Origin of the sequence: Glutamicibacter sp. Je.9.36, assembly GCF_051129975.1 — a bacterium.
GTDB lineage: Bacteria > Actinomycetota > Actinomycetes > Actinomycetales > Micrococcaceae > Glutamicibacter.
Genome location: NZ_JBCPSN010000001.1, coordinates 818,947 through 836,545, shown reverse-complemented (window position 1 = coordinate 836,545; position 17,599 = coordinate 818,947). Strand labels below are relative to the sequence as shown.

Annotated in this window: 15 protein-coding genes; 3 read left to right on the top strand and 12 right to left on the bottom strand. The window is 59.4% G+C overall.

The genetic code is table 11. From position 1 onward, the window contains the following. Positions 1-1,215: 1,215 nt before the first annotated feature. Positions 1,216-1,428 (top strand): hypothetical protein, encoded by a 213-nt coding sequence (locus AAZQ98_RS03885; protein WP_434689979.1) that lies wholly within the window; start codon positions 1,216-1,218, stop codon positions 1,426-1,428. Positions 1,429-1,540: 112 nt separating this feature from the next. Here AAZQ98_RS03885 and trxA read toward each other — a convergent pair whose 3' ends face one another. From trxA to AAZQ98_RS03860, 5 genes are all read right to left on the bottom strand, one after another. Beyond that, positions 1,541-1,864 (bottom strand): thioredoxin, encoded by a 324-nt coding sequence (trxA, locus tag AAZQ98_RS03880; RefSeq protein WP_105656613.1) that lies wholly within the window; start codon positions 1,862-1,864, stop codon positions 1,541-1,543. 28 nt (positions 1,865-1,892) lie between these two features. After that, positions 1,893-2,858 carry a thioredoxin-disulfide reductase gene (gene trxB / locus AAZQ98_RS03875; RefSeq protein ID WP_400289714.1) on the bottom strand — a complete coding sequence of 322 codons (966 nt, stop codon included), beginning with the start codon at positions 2,856-2,858 and terminating at the stop codon, positions 1,893-1,895. Positions 2,859-2,958: 100 nt separating this feature from the next. Further along, on the bottom strand, positions 2,959-4,545 hold the full coding sequence (locus AAZQ98_RS03870) for a hypothetical protein (protein ID WP_434689975.1): 1,587 nt from the start codon (positions 4,543-4,545) through the stop codon (positions 2,959-2,961). Between the two features lie 126 nt (positions 4,546-4,671). Continuing rightward, entirely contained in the window at positions 4,672-6,375 is a 1,704-nt protein-coding gene (gene murJ, locus AAZQ98_RS03865) for a murein biosynthesis integral membrane protein MurJ (RefSeq protein WP_434689974.1), read from the bottom strand. Between the two features lie 37 nt (positions 6,376-6,412). Next, positions 6,413-6,952: an NUDIX domain-containing protein gene (locus AAZQ98_RS03860; protein ID WP_105656609.1), complete on the bottom strand. Its 540-nt coding sequence runs from the start codon at positions 6,950-6,952 to the stop codon at positions 6,413-6,415. Between the two features lie 124 nt (positions 6,953-7,076). Between AAZQ98_RS03860 and AAZQ98_RS03855 the strand changes: the two genes are divergently transcribed. Further along, positions 7,077-8,528 (top strand): CCA tRNA nucleotidyltransferase, encoded by a 1,452-nt coding sequence (locus tag AAZQ98_RS03855; protein WP_434689973.1) that lies wholly within the window; start codon positions 7,077-7,079, stop codon positions 8,526-8,528. A 583-nt stretch (positions 8,529-9,111) separates the two neighbouring features. After that, positions 9,112-9,234: a hypothetical protein gene (locus tag AAZQ98_RS03850; RefSeq protein ID WP_255209577.1), complete on the top strand. Its 123-nt coding sequence runs from the start codon at positions 9,112-9,114 to the stop codon at positions 9,232-9,234. Positions 9,235-9,422: 188 nt separating this feature from the next. On the opposite strand, the gene AAZQ98_RS03845 is transcribed toward AAZQ98_RS03850, so the two are convergent. The 7 genes from AAZQ98_RS03845 to AAZQ98_RS03815 form a co-directional block, all read right to left on the bottom strand. Next, complete coding sequence (locus AAZQ98_RS03845) at positions 9,423-10,508, bottom strand: inositol-3-phosphate synthase (protein ID WP_105656607.1); 1,086 nt, start codon at positions 10,506-10,508, stop codon at positions 9,423-9,425. 297 nt (positions 10,509-10,805) lie between these two features. After that, the gene (locus AAZQ98_RS03840; RefSeq protein ID WP_434689970.1) at positions 10,806-12,038 is read right to left on the bottom strand and encodes a DUF6716 putative glycosyltransferase; all 1,233 of its coding nucleotides are present in this window, start codon (positions 12,036-12,038) and stop codon (positions 10,806-10,808) included. An 8-nt stretch (positions 12,039-12,046) separates the two neighbouring features. Further along, positions 12,047-13,072 (bottom strand): hypothetical protein, encoded by a 1,026-nt coding sequence (locus tag AAZQ98_RS03835; protein WP_105656605.1) that lies wholly within the window; start codon positions 13,070-13,072, stop codon positions 12,047-12,049. Continuing rightward, positions 13,069-14,412, bottom strand: a complete 1,344-nt coding sequence (locus tag AAZQ98_RS03830) for a polysialyltransferase family glycosyltransferase (protein WP_434689967.1) — start codon at positions 14,410-14,412, stop codon at positions 13,069-13,071. The genes AAZQ98_RS03835 and AAZQ98_RS03830 overlap by 4 nt, the downstream gene beginning before the upstream one ends. Further along, on the bottom strand, positions 14,409-15,404 hold the full coding sequence (locus tag AAZQ98_RS03825; RefSeq protein WP_105656603.1) for a glycosyltransferase family 2 protein: 996 nt from the start codon (positions 15,402-15,404) through the stop codon (positions 14,409-14,411). The genes AAZQ98_RS03830 and AAZQ98_RS03825 overlap by 4 nt, the downstream gene beginning before the upstream one ends. Before the next feature lie 87 nt (positions 15,405-15,491). Next, positions 15,492-16,385 carry an N-acetylneuraminate synthase family protein gene (locus AAZQ98_RS03820; RefSeq protein WP_434689965.1) on the bottom strand — a complete coding sequence of 298 codons (894 nt, stop codon included), beginning with the start codon at positions 16,383-16,385 and terminating at the stop codon, positions 15,492-15,494. Positions 16,386-16,397: 12 nt separating this feature from the next. Next, positions 16,398-17,582 (bottom strand): cytidylyltransferase domain-containing protein, encoded by a 1,185-nt coding sequence (locus AAZQ98_RS03815; protein WP_434689962.1) that lies wholly within the window; start codon positions 17,580-17,582, stop codon positions 16,398-16,400. Positions 17,583-17,599: the final 17 nt, after the last annotated feature.

Genomic DNA, 17,599 nt, shown 5'->3' with positions numbered 1-17,599 from the left:
AATTCGGACCAAGCTGTCCATGCACCAGCCGCGCAATAGGTAGGCATGATGCCGTGGAGTGTGAAGCCCCAGGTACCGAAGCCCGTAGTAGTGATCAACCTAAATTTCTCAGGGTTAGAGAACTGGGCGAAGACCTCCATTAATAGAAAGGCAAGAGAACCTGAAGGAGGGAAGCGTGTGAATGAAAGATCTTGTATGTGGGGTTAGTACTGGCCCTCGGGGAAACTGACTTCCCGAAAGATGGGTAGCGCGCTGTTCAGAGTTAGTTTATTGCACTAGGACCTAGTGCAGAATCGCAATGACCTGATCAGAGCGAAACCCCTCCGATCACTAGCAGATTGGAGATTCAGGCCTTCTCTTCGCGAGTCGACAGTAGGGCAACGAGCATGAGTCTAAGTCCTTTGTCCCTGATGCAGGTTCTACCGGCAAGCTTCGCCCCGATGGGTATGAACAGCTATTCAGCGATGATGAGGCTCGTTCGTTCCACGGCAATCGACCTCAGATTCATTCAATCTTCGACAGGTCGCACCTCATCATTACCCCGCCGCGGCCCATGGGCCAGTTGCGCAGTGGGTGATGACGTATTGGCAAGAAACATGGTTTGGTCCGCAGCAACTGGCTTACGACAACAACTCACAAGCTGAAAGATTCTGTTCTGCTCACTGCGTGCCAGTTTAGCCAGAGAACATCCTCAGGAACTCTTTGCTGAACTGTTCGGACTTTGGAAGAGATAGCATCATGGATTCTGACGACTGACGGCGAAACAGAAGGCTCGGTGAGCAAGCAGTGGATACGCGGAAGGGGAGTGCTCCGCTAATTCCCTGGAACTCCGTTAGCCCTGGCAGTTCTCACTGCGGGTTGAACCCTCACCAATAATCAAGACCAAGAGATGCTGTTGCAGCTAAAGAAGCGCATGAAACTGAGTATCGCGGCGACACGGGGATGCAGCAGTCGGCATGGCCTGGATTATCCCTGGACAGAATCTGACGCAGTTTAGAGCGGAAGCGGATAGTCCCATGAGGAATTGGTTTTGGCTGTTTCTCAGAAAGCACATCCAATCAGCTAGCATGTGCGGCGTATCCGGATGCGTTTCCGTGGCCCTTCACAGTGCAGTCTGGAATTGTGGGCCGAAGTTGAAGGGCTGGAACTACGGAGATTGCGGATCGCTGAATTTTGCATAGGACATCAAGATTCAGAATTCGGGAACCTGTCTAGGTGGCCAGAGAAACGCTCAAATGCGAACCCGAACTTGCCGGGTCCATTGCTGAGCATGAAATGCGCATCTTGGCTGACGGGTGCCAAAGAACGGTGCAAAGCGTCATAGAACAGAGTCAGAATAATGAAAACAAGTATTTTCCCTTGGATATTCGCAACAGCATGTCAAAAGGGCCTTCAGATGAAGAACCGGCTCAACCTGAGCTGGGGTAAGGCTCGGAAACGGCCAGAAAACGAAAGCAAGTGAACTTCTCGCGGTGCCACGGTTAAATAAGAAGTGGGGACCAACCTTGCGGTTGATCCCCACTTCAATCATGTTCTTGGCTTACAGGTATTCTGCGAAGTCCTTTTCGATGACAGCCTTCGGCTTGGCGCCGATGGAAGTAGCGACATGCTCGCCGCCCTTGAAGACGTATACGGCTGGGATGCTGGTGATGCCGTACTTCGCGGCAATTGCCTGGTTCTCATCGACGTTGACCTTCACGACGTCGACCTTCGCAGCGTGCTCTTCTGCGATCTGATCCAGGATTGGACCGAGCTGGCGGCAAGGGCCGCACCATTCAGCCCAGAAATCGACGATCACTGGCTTGTCGGCATCCAGGACATCGGCCTGGAAGGTTGCTTCAGTTACTGCTTTTGCGTTGCTCATGAGAGACAACCCCTTTCTGAGAAAACTATTAGGCGGTAGCGAGGGTTTCGGAAACGTTGGCCAGGTAGTGCTCCACGTCCTGGGCCGCGGCGCAGCCCGAGCCGGCCGCGGTAATGGCCTGGCGGTAGGTGGAATCGATGACGTCGCCGGCGGCGAAGACACCTGGCAGCGAGGTCTTGGATGTGCGGCCTTCAACGGCGATGGTGCCCTCGGAAGTCAGCTGCAGCTGGTCCTTGACCAGATCCACGCGTGGGTCGTTGCCGATGGCCACGAAGATACCGGTGACATCCACGGTGGATTCTTCGCCGCTGGTGCGGTTCTTCACGACCAAGCCGTCGACCTTATCGGCACCGTTGATGCCGATGACTTCGGAGTCCCAGATGAACTCGATCTTCTCGTGGGCCAGGGCGCGGTCGGCCATGATCTTCGAAGCGCGCAGCTCGTTGCGGCGGTGCACGACGATGACCTTGGAGGCGAACTTGGTCAGGAACAGTGCTTCTTCCATGGCGGAGTCGCCACCGCCGATCACGGCGATGGTCTGGTCGCGGAAGAAGAACCCGTCGCAAGTGGCGCACCAGGAGACGCCATGGCCAGAGAGGCGCTTTTCGTCCTGCAGGCCCAGCTCGCGGTAGGCGGAGCCGGTGGAGACGATGACAGCACGAGCACGGTAGATGGTGCCGTCAGCCAGGGACAGCGTCTTGATTTCGCCTTCGAGGTTCATTTCGGTGACGTCGTCGAAGAGGATCTCGGCGCCGAAGCGTTCGGCTTGCTTCTGCATGTTGTCCATCAGGTCTGGGCCCATGATGCCCTCGGGGAAGCCTGGGAAGTTCTCCACGTCGGTGGTGTTCATCAGTTCGCCGCCGGCAGTGACTGAGCCGGCGATGACTAGTGGGTTCAGATTCGCACGGGCGGTGTAAACCGCGGCGGTGTAACCGGCCGGACCGGAGCCGACAATGATGACGTCGCGGATTTCGTCGTTCTGTGCTGAAGTCACGGGGGTAGAACCCTTTCGTTCTAATAATGCGAGGTGGATAGCAAGGTCTAACCTCACTATCCACCTCAACGCATTGCTTTCGTAAAAAATTCCGCTTCTATTACTTGGCGGAGAATTCACCGATCTGGAGACCGAATGGACGTGAATCATTGCCGCCAGATGCCTTGCGAGGCAGGTCGGTGATGTCCAGGAACACGTGGGTTCCTTCCATGTAGTCCTTGTCGTCGTCCTTGGCAGTTACCGATACCGAAGGACCGGAGAATGAACCCTTGGCTACCGACTTGGCATCGCCCAGGTCTTCGGATTCGCCGATGAGGATTTCGTAGTTGCCGCCGGTGCCGTTCAGGCCCTCGAGATTGACCTCGGAGATCTTGGACTTCTCGTCCAGTTCCAGGATGAAGACCATGTTGGAAGCGAAGCCGCCGAAATCAGCGGTGGTGTACGAGTACGTTGAGTAGGTGCTCGAGGCGTTGCCGTCGATCATCTGGCCCAGCTTGCCATCGGTTTCGGAGTTCAGCTGCTGATTGCCGGGAACCAGGCGGGATACGTCGTCGATCTTCGGAGCAGGCAAGGCGTCCTCGGTTGAGTCCTTTTCCTTCTCCGTCTCGGATGGCTTTTCCGGGGACTCCACGGCAGTTGGCTGCTCGCCATCGGCGGTGGTGTTCTTGTCCCCACCAAGGAAGTTGAAAGCGAACACGACTGCAACAATCAGCACGATGAGCAAGACGGCGCCAACCAGCAGGCGAGTTCCCTTGGAACCGCCTTCTTCCTCTTCCTCTTCGCCGACCTGGGGGTCCTGGGCAGGAGCATTCTTGGCAGCTGCGGGGAAGGTCGAGGCTTTCGGGGCAGCGGCAGCGGCGACACCCGCAGCGGCGCCTGCGCCGGCTACGGCTCCAGCTGCTGCAGCCTTCTTCTTTGCCGGCTTCTCGTCTTCCTCGGCAGGCTTCTGGGTCGGCTTGGCCGGCGTCTTGCCCTTGGACTGCGCAGCGGCAGCCAGGGCCGCAGTTGCGGTGACATTAGGCTCGTCTTCGTCTTCCAGGCGGGAGACCTTCGGCTTGTCTTCGGCCGCTGGCTTTTCAGCTGGCGCAACCGGGGTAGCCATGGTGGCGGGAACCTGCTCATTAGGCGCAGTCTGGTCGAACTGTTCTTCTTCAGGCTGTTCCTGGTTCTTCTTGCCGAACCGGTTCTTCAGTCCTGCGAAGCCACCAGCCAAGGCGGAACCGATCTTGCCCTGCTGCTCTGGTTCGTCTTCGTACTGCAGCTGGTCGTAGTACTCGTTGTCGTCCTCATAGGTCTCTGGGACGGCCTGGCGGGACTCGCCGAAGATCTCGGTGCCCAGGGTGTCGGTGAAGAACGGCTCAACATATGGAGCGTCGTCGGTTTCCAAAACCAGGTCCAGCAGGTCCGAGGAACGCGCGGTGTTGGCGACGAGGTAGGTCTGGTTGGCATCGGTGATGCCCAGATCCAGCACCTGAACGTTCGAAGCGCGCTCGCCCATGGCGATTTCGCGTGCGCTCGTTGCCAACTGCGATGAATTCTCCACGGAAGCCACCATGATGCTGACCGAGCGGTTCAGTACCTGGTCTACGCCACCGAGTACCAAGTCTCCTTCAGCTGATGAAAGGACACTCTCGGTTACTTGGTAGCGACCGCTGAGGACAGAGCCGACATCGATTGGCTGCGACACGTGCATCTCCAAGGGGTTGATTTTGGTTCGGTGGCGGTCCACGGACCACCACCTGCCATGTTACCGGTCAGATCAAGCTATTTGGTGCCTATTTGCCCAGAATCACTAGCAAGTTTCAGCGGACCATCAGCGATTGAGTCCCGGGATTCTGCGAAGGATCGGACCCAGGAACGACTGGAGCTCCGGGACCTTGGTTTTGTACAGCAAGCCAATGAAGACGATGCCCATCACCAGCGCGACAATAGCCACCGAAACCAGGGCGCTGAATACGGAGTCGTAGGCGAATCCGAAATTGAATCCACCCAGCAGCCAGAGCGCTATGCATCCAATGATGGAGGAGAGCGTAGCCATCCAACCGACTCGAATGTAGGTGTCGATGACCGAGGAAACACCGTAGTTGCCGTAGCGGCGCTTGATCAGATAGTGGGTGCCGACGCAGGTCAGCACGTTGGTCAAGCCGTAGATGAAGGCAATGGCGGCGGCGATATGCAGCGGATCGACCACGGCTGCAGCGGCGAACGCCAAGATCAATCCGAGCCCGGCGGTGGCCGACTGGATCAGCATCGGGGTGCGGGTATCTTCCTCTGCGTAGAAGACACGCAGCATGAAGAACTGCAAGGACTTGAACGGCAGCCCAAGCGCGGTGAGCACCAGCAGCTGCCCGAGAGCGCCCGCGGCCTGCGCAGCATTCTCGGAGTTGCCGGCAAAGAGCCTGCCTAGCGGTCCGGCCAGCACGATGAAGACCAGCGTGCAGAACACGATAGGGATTGCGGTGGAGCGCATGCCCTGATTGAGCAGCTTGCCAACATCCTTGCGGCGGTTCTCGGTGAAAGCCCGGGCGAAGTCGTTGAACAGCACCGTGGCGACGGTCAGCGCGAACAGGGAGTGCGGCAGCACGGTGATCAACTGCGAGGTGTTCAAGGCGTACTCGCCGGCTACCGAGGCGGCCTGTTCGGGAGGCAGCTGCGCTCGAGCCGCGGTAGCTCCGGACACGATCTTGGAGTACACCAGCGAGGAGAGATTGCCGATCACCATGGCCGCCAGGGTCCAGATCGCCAGCTTGCCCACGTGGCGCAGTCCCATGCCGCGCCATTGGAAGTCCAGTGCCAGTTTCAGCCCGGTCTTCTTCAATGGCCAGAACAGCGCCACCGACTGCAATACGATACCCAAGGTGGCACCGCCTGCCAGCCACATGGTCTTGACGCCGCTCCAATCCTGCATCGGGTCGCCCGAAGAGTAGGCACCGAAGGTCAGGATGAAAGCGCCAATGACGATCAGCTGGATGATGTTGTTGACCGCAGGAGCCCACATGAATGCGGCAAAGCGGCCGTTGGCGTTCAGCACCTGGCCCAGCACGGCGTAGAGCCCATAGAAGAAGATCTGCGGCAGCGACCAGTAGGCAAAGGCCGTTCCCAACGCGATCATCGGCTCGGTCCAGTTATTGGTGAGCACTGTGATCAATGGCCTGGCGCAGAGCGTGAGGATCAGAGTCAGGATACCCATGCCCACGACGGTCAGCGTCACCAATTTCGACGTGTACGCGGCGCCGCGGTCCTTCGCCTTGGAGGCCTTGATCAGCTGCGGGATCAGCACGACGTTGAAAATGCCGCCGGCCAGCAGCATGTAGATGATAGTCGGGATGATATTGGCTTTTTCAAAGATGTCCGCCACCGAGGTGACCGAACCAATAGCCATCGCCAGCAAGGCCGTGCGCACGAAGCCCAGCAAGCGGGAGACCATCGTGCCGGAGGCCATCAGGGCATAGATCTTGGAGCGCGAGCCAGCAGGCTGAGCTGCCTGCTGCGGGGGAGGTCCGGCGACTACGTCCATGGCTCCGGTGTGTAGCTGATCGGAGCCCGCAGATGGATTAGGAACCTGAGACATGCTTTGTAAGGACCTCGCGTGCCAGATCAGCGATCCGGCGCTCATTAGGGAAGGACAGGCGCTTGCCCAGGGAACCGATGGGGACCCAGGCAACATCGACGGCTTCATGATCGGGATCATTCTCGATCGTCAGATGCCCGCCGGTAGCTTCCAGCAGGAAATGGTGCACGGTCTTGTGCACACGGTAATTCGTCACGGTGAACCAGTAGTCGACCGAACCCAGCGGGGCGAGGATGCGTCCGGCAATGCCGGTCTCTTCCTCGATTTCGCGGATAGCCGCTTCCTCATTGGTTTCCACGCCCTCCGGGTGGCCCTTGGGCAGGCACCATTCCAGCCGTCCGCCACGGTTGTACCGGGCAATGATGGCCACTGGGAAGGTGGGGTCGTTGAAGTCGATCACGATGCCGCCGGAAGAGACTTCTTCCACGGTCGGCAGGCTCGTGTGACCGCCAGTTGCCTGCGCGCGAGCCATTGACGCAGTCAATGGGGTGCGCTTTGGGGCAGACGGGATCGGTCGGTTCATGGAACCACTCTATCGAGAAAGTTCCGTTCGCCGCCTGATCGACGTGGACAAGTAAGTTATCTCGCAGGCAAATCCGTCGGAACTTCAAGCATTCTTCCGGGATTTCTGGCACGCTTAAGTAACTATGCATGCACTTCCCTCGCCTGACGCACTGCGTCAAATCCTGCCCTCGGTTATTTTCGACTTGGCCGACCGTTTTGTTCGGGCGGGCCATGAATTGTCGCTGGTAGGTGGGCCGGTTCGGGATCTGTACTTGGGACGCGTATCCCCGGACCTCGATTTCACCACCAGCGCTCGCCCGGAAGAAACCATCAAGGTGATTTCCGGCTGGGCCGATAACGTCTGGGATGTGGGACGCGAGTTTGGAACGATTGCCTTCAAGAAGAGCGAACACACGCTAGAGGTCACGACCTACCGCGCCGATGCCTATGACAAGGAGTCGCGCAAGCCGATCGTTGCTTTCGGTGATAACCTGCACGACGATCTCTTCCGTCGGGACTTCACCATGAACTCCATGGCTCTGCGCTTGCCGCAGCTCGAGCTGGTGGATCCTTTCCACGGCGTAAGCTCGCTGGAAGACGGGTCCATCCGCACCCCTGGTGCACCTGATATCTCCTTCTCCGACGATCCGCTGCGCATGATGCGCGCTGCCCGTTTTGCTTCGCAGCTGAAGATCGAAGTCAGTCCAGAGGTGCGCGAAGCCATGAGCGGAATGACCGATCGGATCGACATCATTTCCTCCGAGCGGGTTCGCGATGAACTGGTCAAGCTGATCAACGGTGCAGACCCGCGCGCGGGAATCGACCTTCTGGTGGAAACTGGCCTGGCCGATAAGGTGCTGCCCGAAGTCTCGGCACTTCGTCTGGAAATTGACGAGCACCACCGGCACAAGGATGTCTACCAGCATTCGCTGACCGTGCTGGAACAAGCCATGGCGTTGGAAACCGATGAAGAGGGACCTGTTCCCGGCCCGAACTTCGTGTTGCGCTTCGCGGCGCTGATGCACGACATCGGAAAGCCGGCGACCCGCAAATTTGAACCAAGCGGAGCAGTATCCTTCCGCCACCATGACATGGTGGGTTCGAAGCTCGTCAAGGCGCGCATGCGCGCCCTGCGTTTCGACAAGGACACCACCAAGTCCGTAGCCCGACTGGTCGAGTTGCACATGCGCTTCTATGGCTACGGCGAGGCCGGCTGGACCGACTCGGCGGTGCGCCGTTACGTCACCGATGCTGGAGACCTGCTCGAGCATCTGCACCGCCTGACCCGTTCGGATGTCACCACCCGCAATCGCAAGAAGGCCGACCGCCTGGCTTTTGCCTACGACGACCTCGAGGCGCGCATCGCGCAGATTGCCGAGCAAGAAGAGCTCCAGTCAATCCGCCCGGATCTCGACGGCGAGCAGATCATGCACCTGTTGGGAATCAAGCCGAGCAAGGTCGTTGGCCGCGCATACAAGTTCCTCTTGGAACTGCGTTTGGACGAAGGTCCGCTGGGCGCGGAAATCGCCACTGAGCGCTTGCGTGCCTGGTGGAAAGAACAGCCTGAAGCCCAGGAATCGGCTACCGAGGGGTAACCTCTGACCTGAGCACCAAGGGAAAAGCACCTGAAATCCGCATGGATTCGGGTGCTTTTGCCGTCCCCGGGAAAGTGCTTAAAGTTTCTGCGCAAATTTGTAGCGCATCGGGGTTAATCCATGTATGCTGAATACTGTGATTGGGAAGTCTCAATGAGACTTGCGGATCGAGAAAACTTTTCAAAGAGGCCCCATGGCATCCATGGCCGGCCGAGAGCAGATTTTAGGAGGTGGCGAAATGATTAATACCAATTGGTACACAGAGACTCATCGCGGAGCGCGATTTATTGGCAGCTTCCCCATGTCTCGTCTGTGCAAGCTCATTTCCCCAACCTCCGGACAAGCGGATTCCTAACTCACGGTAAATCCCGCATAAGTTCCTGAGGTTGCAGGTCAGTAATCGACTCTCACCCTTAGGAACTTTTTTCATGCCTAGTCCACTGTTCTCCTCATCCGCTCAACGGGCAGTTCGCACCTCGGAATTAATCTTCGCAGGACCAGAAAGCCTGAAAGCTCGCGCCATTTCAACCACGCGCCAAGATCTTCCCTCCCCTTCTACTTTGACTGAAGGGAGGGACAGCAAATGAAAAAGCGTCAAGACAAGCGCAAGTTCACCAACCTTGATAGCACCGAGTTCAACCGCCGCATGCGTCAGCGTGAGCTGAAGAACCACGTGCCACCAGAAATGTACCTTCGAATTCGCTAAGGCCGGCAACGCCATTACCGTTGCCAGCTAACAAGAATCCGAGGTACCCATGATGAACTCGCAAGGCATCGCCAAGAGGCCCGCCGGCCTGCTAGCCGGCGGGCTTCTCCGCATCCAGAGCACTTTCGAATACAGCAATGGCCAGGACCGAACGGTCCTGGCCATTGCCTTTCCGCTAACGCGGAGGGCTAGCGCTCGATGTCGCCGCGAATGAAGGCTTCCACCTTGTTGCGTGCGGTCTCATCGTCGTACTGCTCTGGTGGCGACTTCATGAAGTAGCTCGAAGCCGACAGGATCGGACCGCCGATGCCGCGGTCCAGGGCGATCTTCGCGGCGCGTACGGCATCGATGATCACGCCAGCCGAATTTGGAGAGTCCCAAACTTCCAGCTTGTATTCCAGGTTGACCGGAGCATCGCCGAAGTTGCGGCCCTCGAGGCGGACGAAAGCCCACTTGCGGTCATCAAGCCATGCAACGTAGTCGCTTGGGCCGATGTGCACGTCGTCTTCGCCCAGGGCGGCGGAGGTGTTCGAGGTGACTGCTTGGGTCTTGGAGATCTTCTTGGATTCCAGGCGATCGCGCTCGAGCATGTTCTTGAAGTCCATGTTGCCGCCAACGTTCAGCTGGTAGGTGCGGTCCAGGACAACGCCGCGGTCTTCGAACAACTTGGCCATCACGCGGTGGGTGATGGTTGCGCCGATCTGGCTCTTGATGTCGTCGCCAACGATTGGCACACCGGCGTCAGTGAACTTCTGCGCCCACTCTGGGGTGCCGGCGATGAATACTGGCAGGGCATTGACGAATGCAACGCCTGCGTCGATGGCGCACTGCGCATAGAACTTCGCGGCCTGCTCGGAACCAACTGGCAGGTAGCAAACCAGGACATCGACTTCGTTGTCCTTCAGGGACTGGACGATGTCAACTGGCTCGGCCGCAGACTCTTCGATGGTCTCGCGGTAGTACTTGCCCAGGCCATCCAAGGTGTGGCCGCGCTGAACGGTCACTCCGGTGGTTGGAACGTCGGCAATCTTGATGGTGTTGTTCTCGCTGGCCAAGATGGCTTCCGAGAGGTCGAGCCCGACCTTCTTGGCGTCGACATCGAAGGCGGCAACGAACTGAACGTCGCCCACGTGGTACTGGCCGAACTGCACATGCATGAGACCTGGAACCGTGGAATCAGCATCGGCGTTTCGGTAGTACTCAACACCTTGGATAAGGGAAGTGGCGCAGTTGCCTACGCCTACGATGGCAACGCGAATCGGGTTCGCCGACACATGAACTCCTTATTGAAATGTATAAAACCTTTGGGCAATAGGGCGCGCAAAAGCGCATTGCGCAAATTGACCCATAATGATCTTAAGTCTTAATGGAGTGCAAACATTCCCAATCGTGCCCGGTATCACCGAATAACTATCGGGGTGGCCTCTCTGGGCTAGCGAAACCGAGGTGATTACTGCACTGTCTCAGCGCAGCTGCACCAATAGCAGGTAAAGCACCTAAGAGCTGGATACTACTGACAGTGACGATGAATTCGGGCCTTGGAGTGACTTCATGAGCTAATTCTCAGTTGATCATGACCACGAGTTGGCGCCATTTCTGCGTGCTGGCCCGAAGTGGTGCCGCAACTTCACCAAAACCCTGACTAGCGGTGCAGGCAACGTGGTTCTGAGGCGGTGGCGCAAAGGCTGGCGGCGAATATGCGCCAGCATTTCCGGATCAGTGTGCAGCTTTCCAGCACGAGCTCGCTGCGCGAGAATCTCGAGGGACTGAACGAAACTGTGGTCCACCCTGTGGAAGTAGTTTTCCCGCAACCAGGCTTTGGTAGGTTCACCGAAGCTCAAGCCGGCGACGTCATCCAAGGTGCCGATGACGCCGGAGGCAACAAAGACCGTGTTGATCATCTGCGCGCTGACGCCGAAGTCGGAAAGGACCAGCGTTGGCAAGCCGCGATCAATGGATTCCAAGGCAGCAGTCGAAGACACTGTCACCAAGGCGCTGCCATCGGCCAATGCTTCACTCATCGATCCGGTATCGAAGCGAAGGCGCGACTCGGTCCCGATCCGCCGTTCGGACTGCAACTTCTCGAACAGCGAATCGTACGGGAACGCCTCGAGATGCGTTTGGGGCTCACCGGCCTTGGCCCGGAGCTTGACGATCACCTCAAGTTCGGGATTCATCTTGCTGGCCTGCTCGAGAGCCAGCAGGATCGACTCGCGTTCGCTCTCTTGGGCAGGTACCTTCGCTTGCGGCGCGAACACCAAGCGTTCGACCACCTGCTTTTGCGCTGGCGGGAATCCTGCCGAGTGCAAGAACGGGAGCTTGCTGACCATGATGGTCGGCTGGTGCCCTACCTGGCCTTCGATCATGAATGAGAAATCACGGGCTTCGGCATGCGAATGGCAAATGAACGCATCGCCGGCTCGACGATAGTTCCACCCCTTTTGCGTGGCGGGGAATGCCACGCCGGGCAGGGCGGAAATCAGTGCGGTGCACCGGCCATCAGTCGGCTCGGTGCGAAGCATGCGAGAGTAGATCTCGGCAACTACCGGCCCGGTGGCCGAGGCGAAAACAATGTCTTCATCTACGGTGTCGGCTTCTAATTGGGATACGGAAATCACCTGCAGGATATCCGGATCCAGATCCGTGCCTTCAAAGGCGGCTGCGATCTGGTCAGCGGTCGGCATCACCGGGGTCCGCGCCAAATACACCTTGCGATCCCATGCGGGACCTAGGCGGTTCAGGAAGCTCGTTGCCAGCTTCAGATAGGAATCCGAGTCGGCGATGGCAAGTATTGATGGCTTCATCGGCTGATTCACACCTTCAATGAACTGGATAGGTGCTCGCGCAACTCGGATGGGGTACCAGGGGTCCACCAGCTGTCAATCACGGCTTGTGGATAGAGGCAGCGGGCATCAGGACCCAGCAGCAGGCGCAGGGATGGAATCACCGTGGAAGGCAAGGCGCGGATCTCCTGGCCTGGTCGCAGGACACGCAAACGCATTTCAATGGGAACGGTGTGCTCCTTGAGCACCACCTGATCAATCCTCGAGATCTTCTCCAGCAATTCGGGAGTTTCACGGCGATGCGGGAAGTACGCAACCGGGCCTTCGGAAGCGATCTGCTCAATCCAGCGCAGATACGGCTGCTCGAAAATCAGCTCATCAGCCACCATCGCCGAACCGATCAGCAAGGTAGGTTCGGTGAACTGCTCGGCTACCGGCTGGGTAGCGAGCCATTCAAACTTGTGCTGCGCGAATTTGATCCCCAGATCAGCCATCTTCTGACGGGATGCCGGGTCGACATACAGCGCTGAAACGATCAGCAGGCGATCTTCACGGGCCAGCTGGCGCAAGCGATGCCAGGTCGCCAATCCCATGGCCACGCGTGCTGCGGAATTCCTGGTCCGGGCGCGCACCAACGGGGTGGGCTCATCGGAAATGAGCTGCTTGATCAGGGCCAGCGTTGCCATGCCGTCATCGATGATCACGATTTCCTTGGCCCGTACGCCTGCCAGCAGCGTGCGCTGGATCTTGCCCGAGTAGGCGTCGCCGGTGACATACCGATCGGCAGCGCCCTTGGGCTGCGGAGGCTTACGCGCGGCCGGTTCAAAATGAACCCCTGCAGGGGCATGATTCAGCATTGCCTGCGTCGTGGCTTCCAGGGGCATTCCCTGACGGGGGATGATCCGGATGTCCGTGCCCAGCAGCCCCGCTGCATGCGTTTCTACCGCCGAAAGCAGCTGCAGTGGCGACTCCACCCAAACGTGCGCGGTGCCGAAACGCGGGCGTGGCACCTCGTGGGTGTCATGTTGAGTCAGTTTCATCATGGTGAGGGTCATTTTGCCAGTCGGCTCAGGGATTTGGAAAGCGTGTCCAGCTGCTTGGAACCATTGCGCAGCACACGGCGCGAGGCCCCGCGGACTTTGGAAGGCAGCGAGCGGCGCGAGCTGATGTGCGCCCAGCGTGGAGGCAGCTCGAGCCTGGTGATGCGCCGGCGCTTGAAATGAGCCGAGAACTCCGGGTAGTGCGCGGACAAGAAGGACTCGGCCTGCTGGCGCAGGTGAGGCAGCTGCGCGGCCTGCATGCAGTAGGCCACGGCAGCCAGCAGTTCGGTGAGGCGGTCGCTGCCGCCACCGTGCGCCGGAACCGGCACGTCCTGGACGAACAAGGCATGGATGATGGACAACGGGATGCGGTTGGAATTCTCGTAAGGAGCCAGCGCCTGGAGCAACCTGCCGGTGCCCACTGCGTAGACCTCGGTATCCAGGATGTACTTGGCGGTGGCCAAGCCTGTGGAGAAGCAAGAGATCACCACGGCTGGACGTACCGCCGCGATGACGGTTTCCGCCAGATGATCGGTGCCGACCAGCCGGAAATCCAGCCCCATGTCCCTGGCGGCTGCAGACAAGCGTGCCGCTGAGGTGGCGCTGGCCGATGGGTGCGCCTTGAACAGGACGGTGGAAATTTCCCGGCGGGCCACTTCGTTGAGCATCTCCAGATGCAGCTCGAATTCTTCCTCGGCATCCATCAGGCCCAAGGAACCCAGATACTGGCCGAGGATCAGCGCACTGCCGGTTGGCAGATCGAATTCTGCCCCCTGGGCCAGTTCGCCGAAGATTGCAGCCAGGCCGCCGGTGGCCAAGACCTCGCGCCGCGGCTCGAGCTCTGCGAGCAGGTGAGGCTGCAGTCCTGGAACCAAGTCCACATGGATGGTGCCCATGACGCGCTGGCGCAGCGGCATCGGCAATCGATTGCGGGTTGGGCCATAGGACATCAAGCCGTCGGAGTGGATCCACAGCTGGGCATCAAAGAAAATACGCGCCAGCGCACGCGCCGGATTGACCTGGATGGATTCCAGAACCAAGGTCAAGGGTTCATTGCCCAGATCCCAGGCGCTGCGCAGGAGGCGTTCGAAAATATGCAGCTCGTCCTCACGCGGGTTGAACTGCGCCGGGCGACGCGGGGAGGTCAGCGCAGCGAAATCCACCACGCGGTCAAAGCGGGCGGCAAGCTTCTCGAAGCCCGGGACTTCATCCAACGCAGTAGTCAGTTCCGGAACCTGCGAGCCGTTAGCCAAGACGAGAATTCGTTCATCTGCTTCGGGGAGCAGTCCTGCATCGGCCATCGCGGCCAGAGAAGCAAGCTGGAAATAGCTGCTGGCTTCAATCAGTGCGATCACTTGGCGGCCCCGATCTGACCTGGCTGGAGGAAGGAGAGAATATGGCGGCGACGGGCAACGTCCATCTCGAGGGCAACCTGGCGGGCCATCGGCGCATCAATAGTGGTGAATACCTGGCGCAGTTTCTGCTTCATCTCCAAGCGGACTTCCGGCGGGTAGTTCTTCGCGCGCTTCTCGTGGTGGCACACGATGGCGAAGAACTGCCGCATCGCCTTGGGCAGGTGCCGATCCGCGTCCGGGTGCAAGCGCACCTCGGTGAGGATCTGCGAGTAGGCCGGAATGAAGCCGAGCTGACGGTGGTCGAAGACCTGGGTCAGCGAGCCGGGCAGTCCGCGGCGGTAGAACACCCCGGGGGAGGAAACGACGGAATAGCGCTCGGTGTTCAGATGCAGCTTCCATAGCCAGAGGCGGTCTTCGGCGCTGTGCAACTGCGCGTCGAAGTACATCAGTTCGCGGGCGCGCATCAGGTCGGTGCGGTACATGCCCGCCCACACGAAGGCGTAGTCCACCATGGACGGCGAATCGATAGGTTCAATGTCATCGGCCGGGTTCAGCGGCATGCCGCGCAACGCCTGCGGGGCGCGGTGGATGACGCGATTGGTGCCGGTGACACGCACATGATCGCAACGCACGAAGTCCACGTGCAGTTCGGTCAAGGATTCCGCCAGGGCTTCCAAATGCTCGGGGGAGTACCAGTCGTCGGGGTCGAGGAAGGTGAAGTATTCGCCGGTGACCTGTTCCAACCCGGCATTGCGGGCGGCAGAAACTCCGGCATTCTCAGGCAGCGAGATCAGGTTCAGGCCAGGCAATTGGTCTTGGTAGCTGCGAACCAGGGCAGCAGTCTGGTCATCGGAAGCGTCATCAACCACGAGCACTTCCAGCTCCCAGCGTCCCAGCTTCTGCCGGACCAGCGATGACAAGGCATCGCAAATATATGCTTCTTGGTTATAGGCGGGGATAACCACGGAAATGCGCCCGGGGATCAAACTCATCTGTGCTTCAAGGCCTTCCTCATGCAGACAAAAATAAACGGCGGTTGGACCCGTCGGTGAGTCCAACCGCCGGATACGTTGGCGTGCTTAGGCGTCGACGCGGCGCAGGCGCGAGAGCGGTGCCAGCTCGCCTGGGAAGACCTTCTTCACGCCGTCACCCATGGCCTGCTCCAGGATGCGGATGTCGCGGATCAGCGACTCGAAGCCCTTTGGCTCCAGCGACGAGGCCTGGTCCGAACCCCACATGGTGCGGTCCAGGGTGATGTGGCGCTCGACGGTCACTGCGCCCAGGGCAACAGCAGCCAGCGAGATCTGCAGGCCGCGCTCGTGGCCCGAGTAGCCCACTGGGACCTGGTAGCGGTCGCGCAGGGTCTCGATCATGCGCAGGTTGGCCTCTTCAGGAGGCAGCGGGTAGGTGGACGTTGCGTGCATCATGACCAGGTTCGAGGTACCCAGGGTTTCGACGGCCTTGTCGATCTGCTCGATGGTGGACATGCCGGTGGACAGGATGATCGGCTTGCCGGTCTGCGCCAGGGCCTTGAGCAGCTCGATGTCGGTGACCGATGCGGAGGCGACCTTGTGGGTGACTGCACCCTGCTCTTCCATGAATTCGACCGATGGAACATCCCATGGCGAGGCGAAGGCGTGCAGGCCCTTGGAGGCTGCGTAGGAGATGAGCTCCTTGTACTGCGCCTGGTCGAACTCGACGCGGTAGCGGTAGTCCAGGTAGGTCATGTCGCCCCATGGGGTGGAGCGGATCTTGTCGCGCATGTCCATCGGGGTGGAGATGTCCGGGGTGCGCTTCTGGAACTTCACTGCGTTGGCACCGGCTTCAGCAGAGATATCGATCAGCTGCTTGGCGATCTCGATGTCGCCGTTGTGGTTGATGCCGATCTCGCCGATGACGTAGACCTGCTGGCCCGCGCCAACCTGGATGTCGCCGATAGCAACAGGCTTGATGTCAGTAGTCATGGAAGTCATGGGTATTGCCTTTCAGTGGGTGAAACTTGGAGAACTCTTGGTGGCGGTGCGTGCGGCGAGAACCAATTCGGCTAGTTCCCGTACCGCTCCGTGCCCGCCCTTGCGGGTCAGTTTGTACCGTGCTGCCCGGTGCACATCTTCCTGGGCATCGGCCACGGTGATCGGCCAGCCGACCAATGCCATCGCGCCCAGATCGTTGATGTCGTTGCCCACGTAGGCAACACGAGCCGGATTGATGGATTCGTCAGCCAGCCAGCGGGCCAGGTATTCGGCCTTGTTGTCGATTCCGTGGGCCACTTCGACGTTCAGCTTGGCGGCGCGGGCGGCGACAACAGGGTTGATTTCCTTGGAGAGAATAAGGAACTTCACTCCGGCAGCCCGCAACCGGGCCACTCCCATTCCATCGGAGCGGGAGACGCGCACGGTTTCGGTTCCGTGCTCATCGACATACGCGGTGTCCGGGGTATGCACCCCGTCGAAATCCGTGATGACCGCGTCGACTTCGATCGGTTCCTGGGTGGCCGGAACGGCCAGCCCAGCGAGCAGCAGGTCTGCCTCGGTATCGATGTCGATGCCGTGCTCTGCTGGAACTTCGTGAACCCGGACCTTTCCGAAGAAACGGTGCCCTGCCTCGCGGAATCCGCGGGTATCCATCACGTAGAAGGCCCCGGTTTCGCGGAAGCGCGGTTCGCGATCCTGGCGACGCGGACGGTGCAGCTTGTCGTGGCCTACGGCGACCGCTTCGCCCTGCGGATCCAGGCCCCAATGGAAACCGTGGTCCGCAACAGCTGCGAAACTGACGTCGGCGCGTTTCGAAGAAACCGCCGCAATGGCTGCGTCCAGATCCTCCGGATCGATGAACGGGCTGGTGCACTGGATGAACACGGTGATCTCTGGCTGAGATTCCGCATTCGCTAGCGCGTGGAGCAGAACTGACTCGCTGCTGGCCGTGTCGCCGGCGATATCTGCCGGTCGATCGATGACTCGCGCCCCGTAGCGAAGCGCTGCGGCCTTGATCTGCTCATGGTCGGTACTGACCACGACGTCGCTGACTGCCGCCGCGGATCTGGCTGATTCGATTGCGCGGCCCAGCAGCGATTTGCCGCCGATCTCACGCAGGTTCTTAAGCCGGATGCCCTTGGATCCTCCCCTGGCGGGGATGATCGCCATGGCATTTGGCTGGTTGGTTTTGCTCACGAGTAAGACGCTATGGG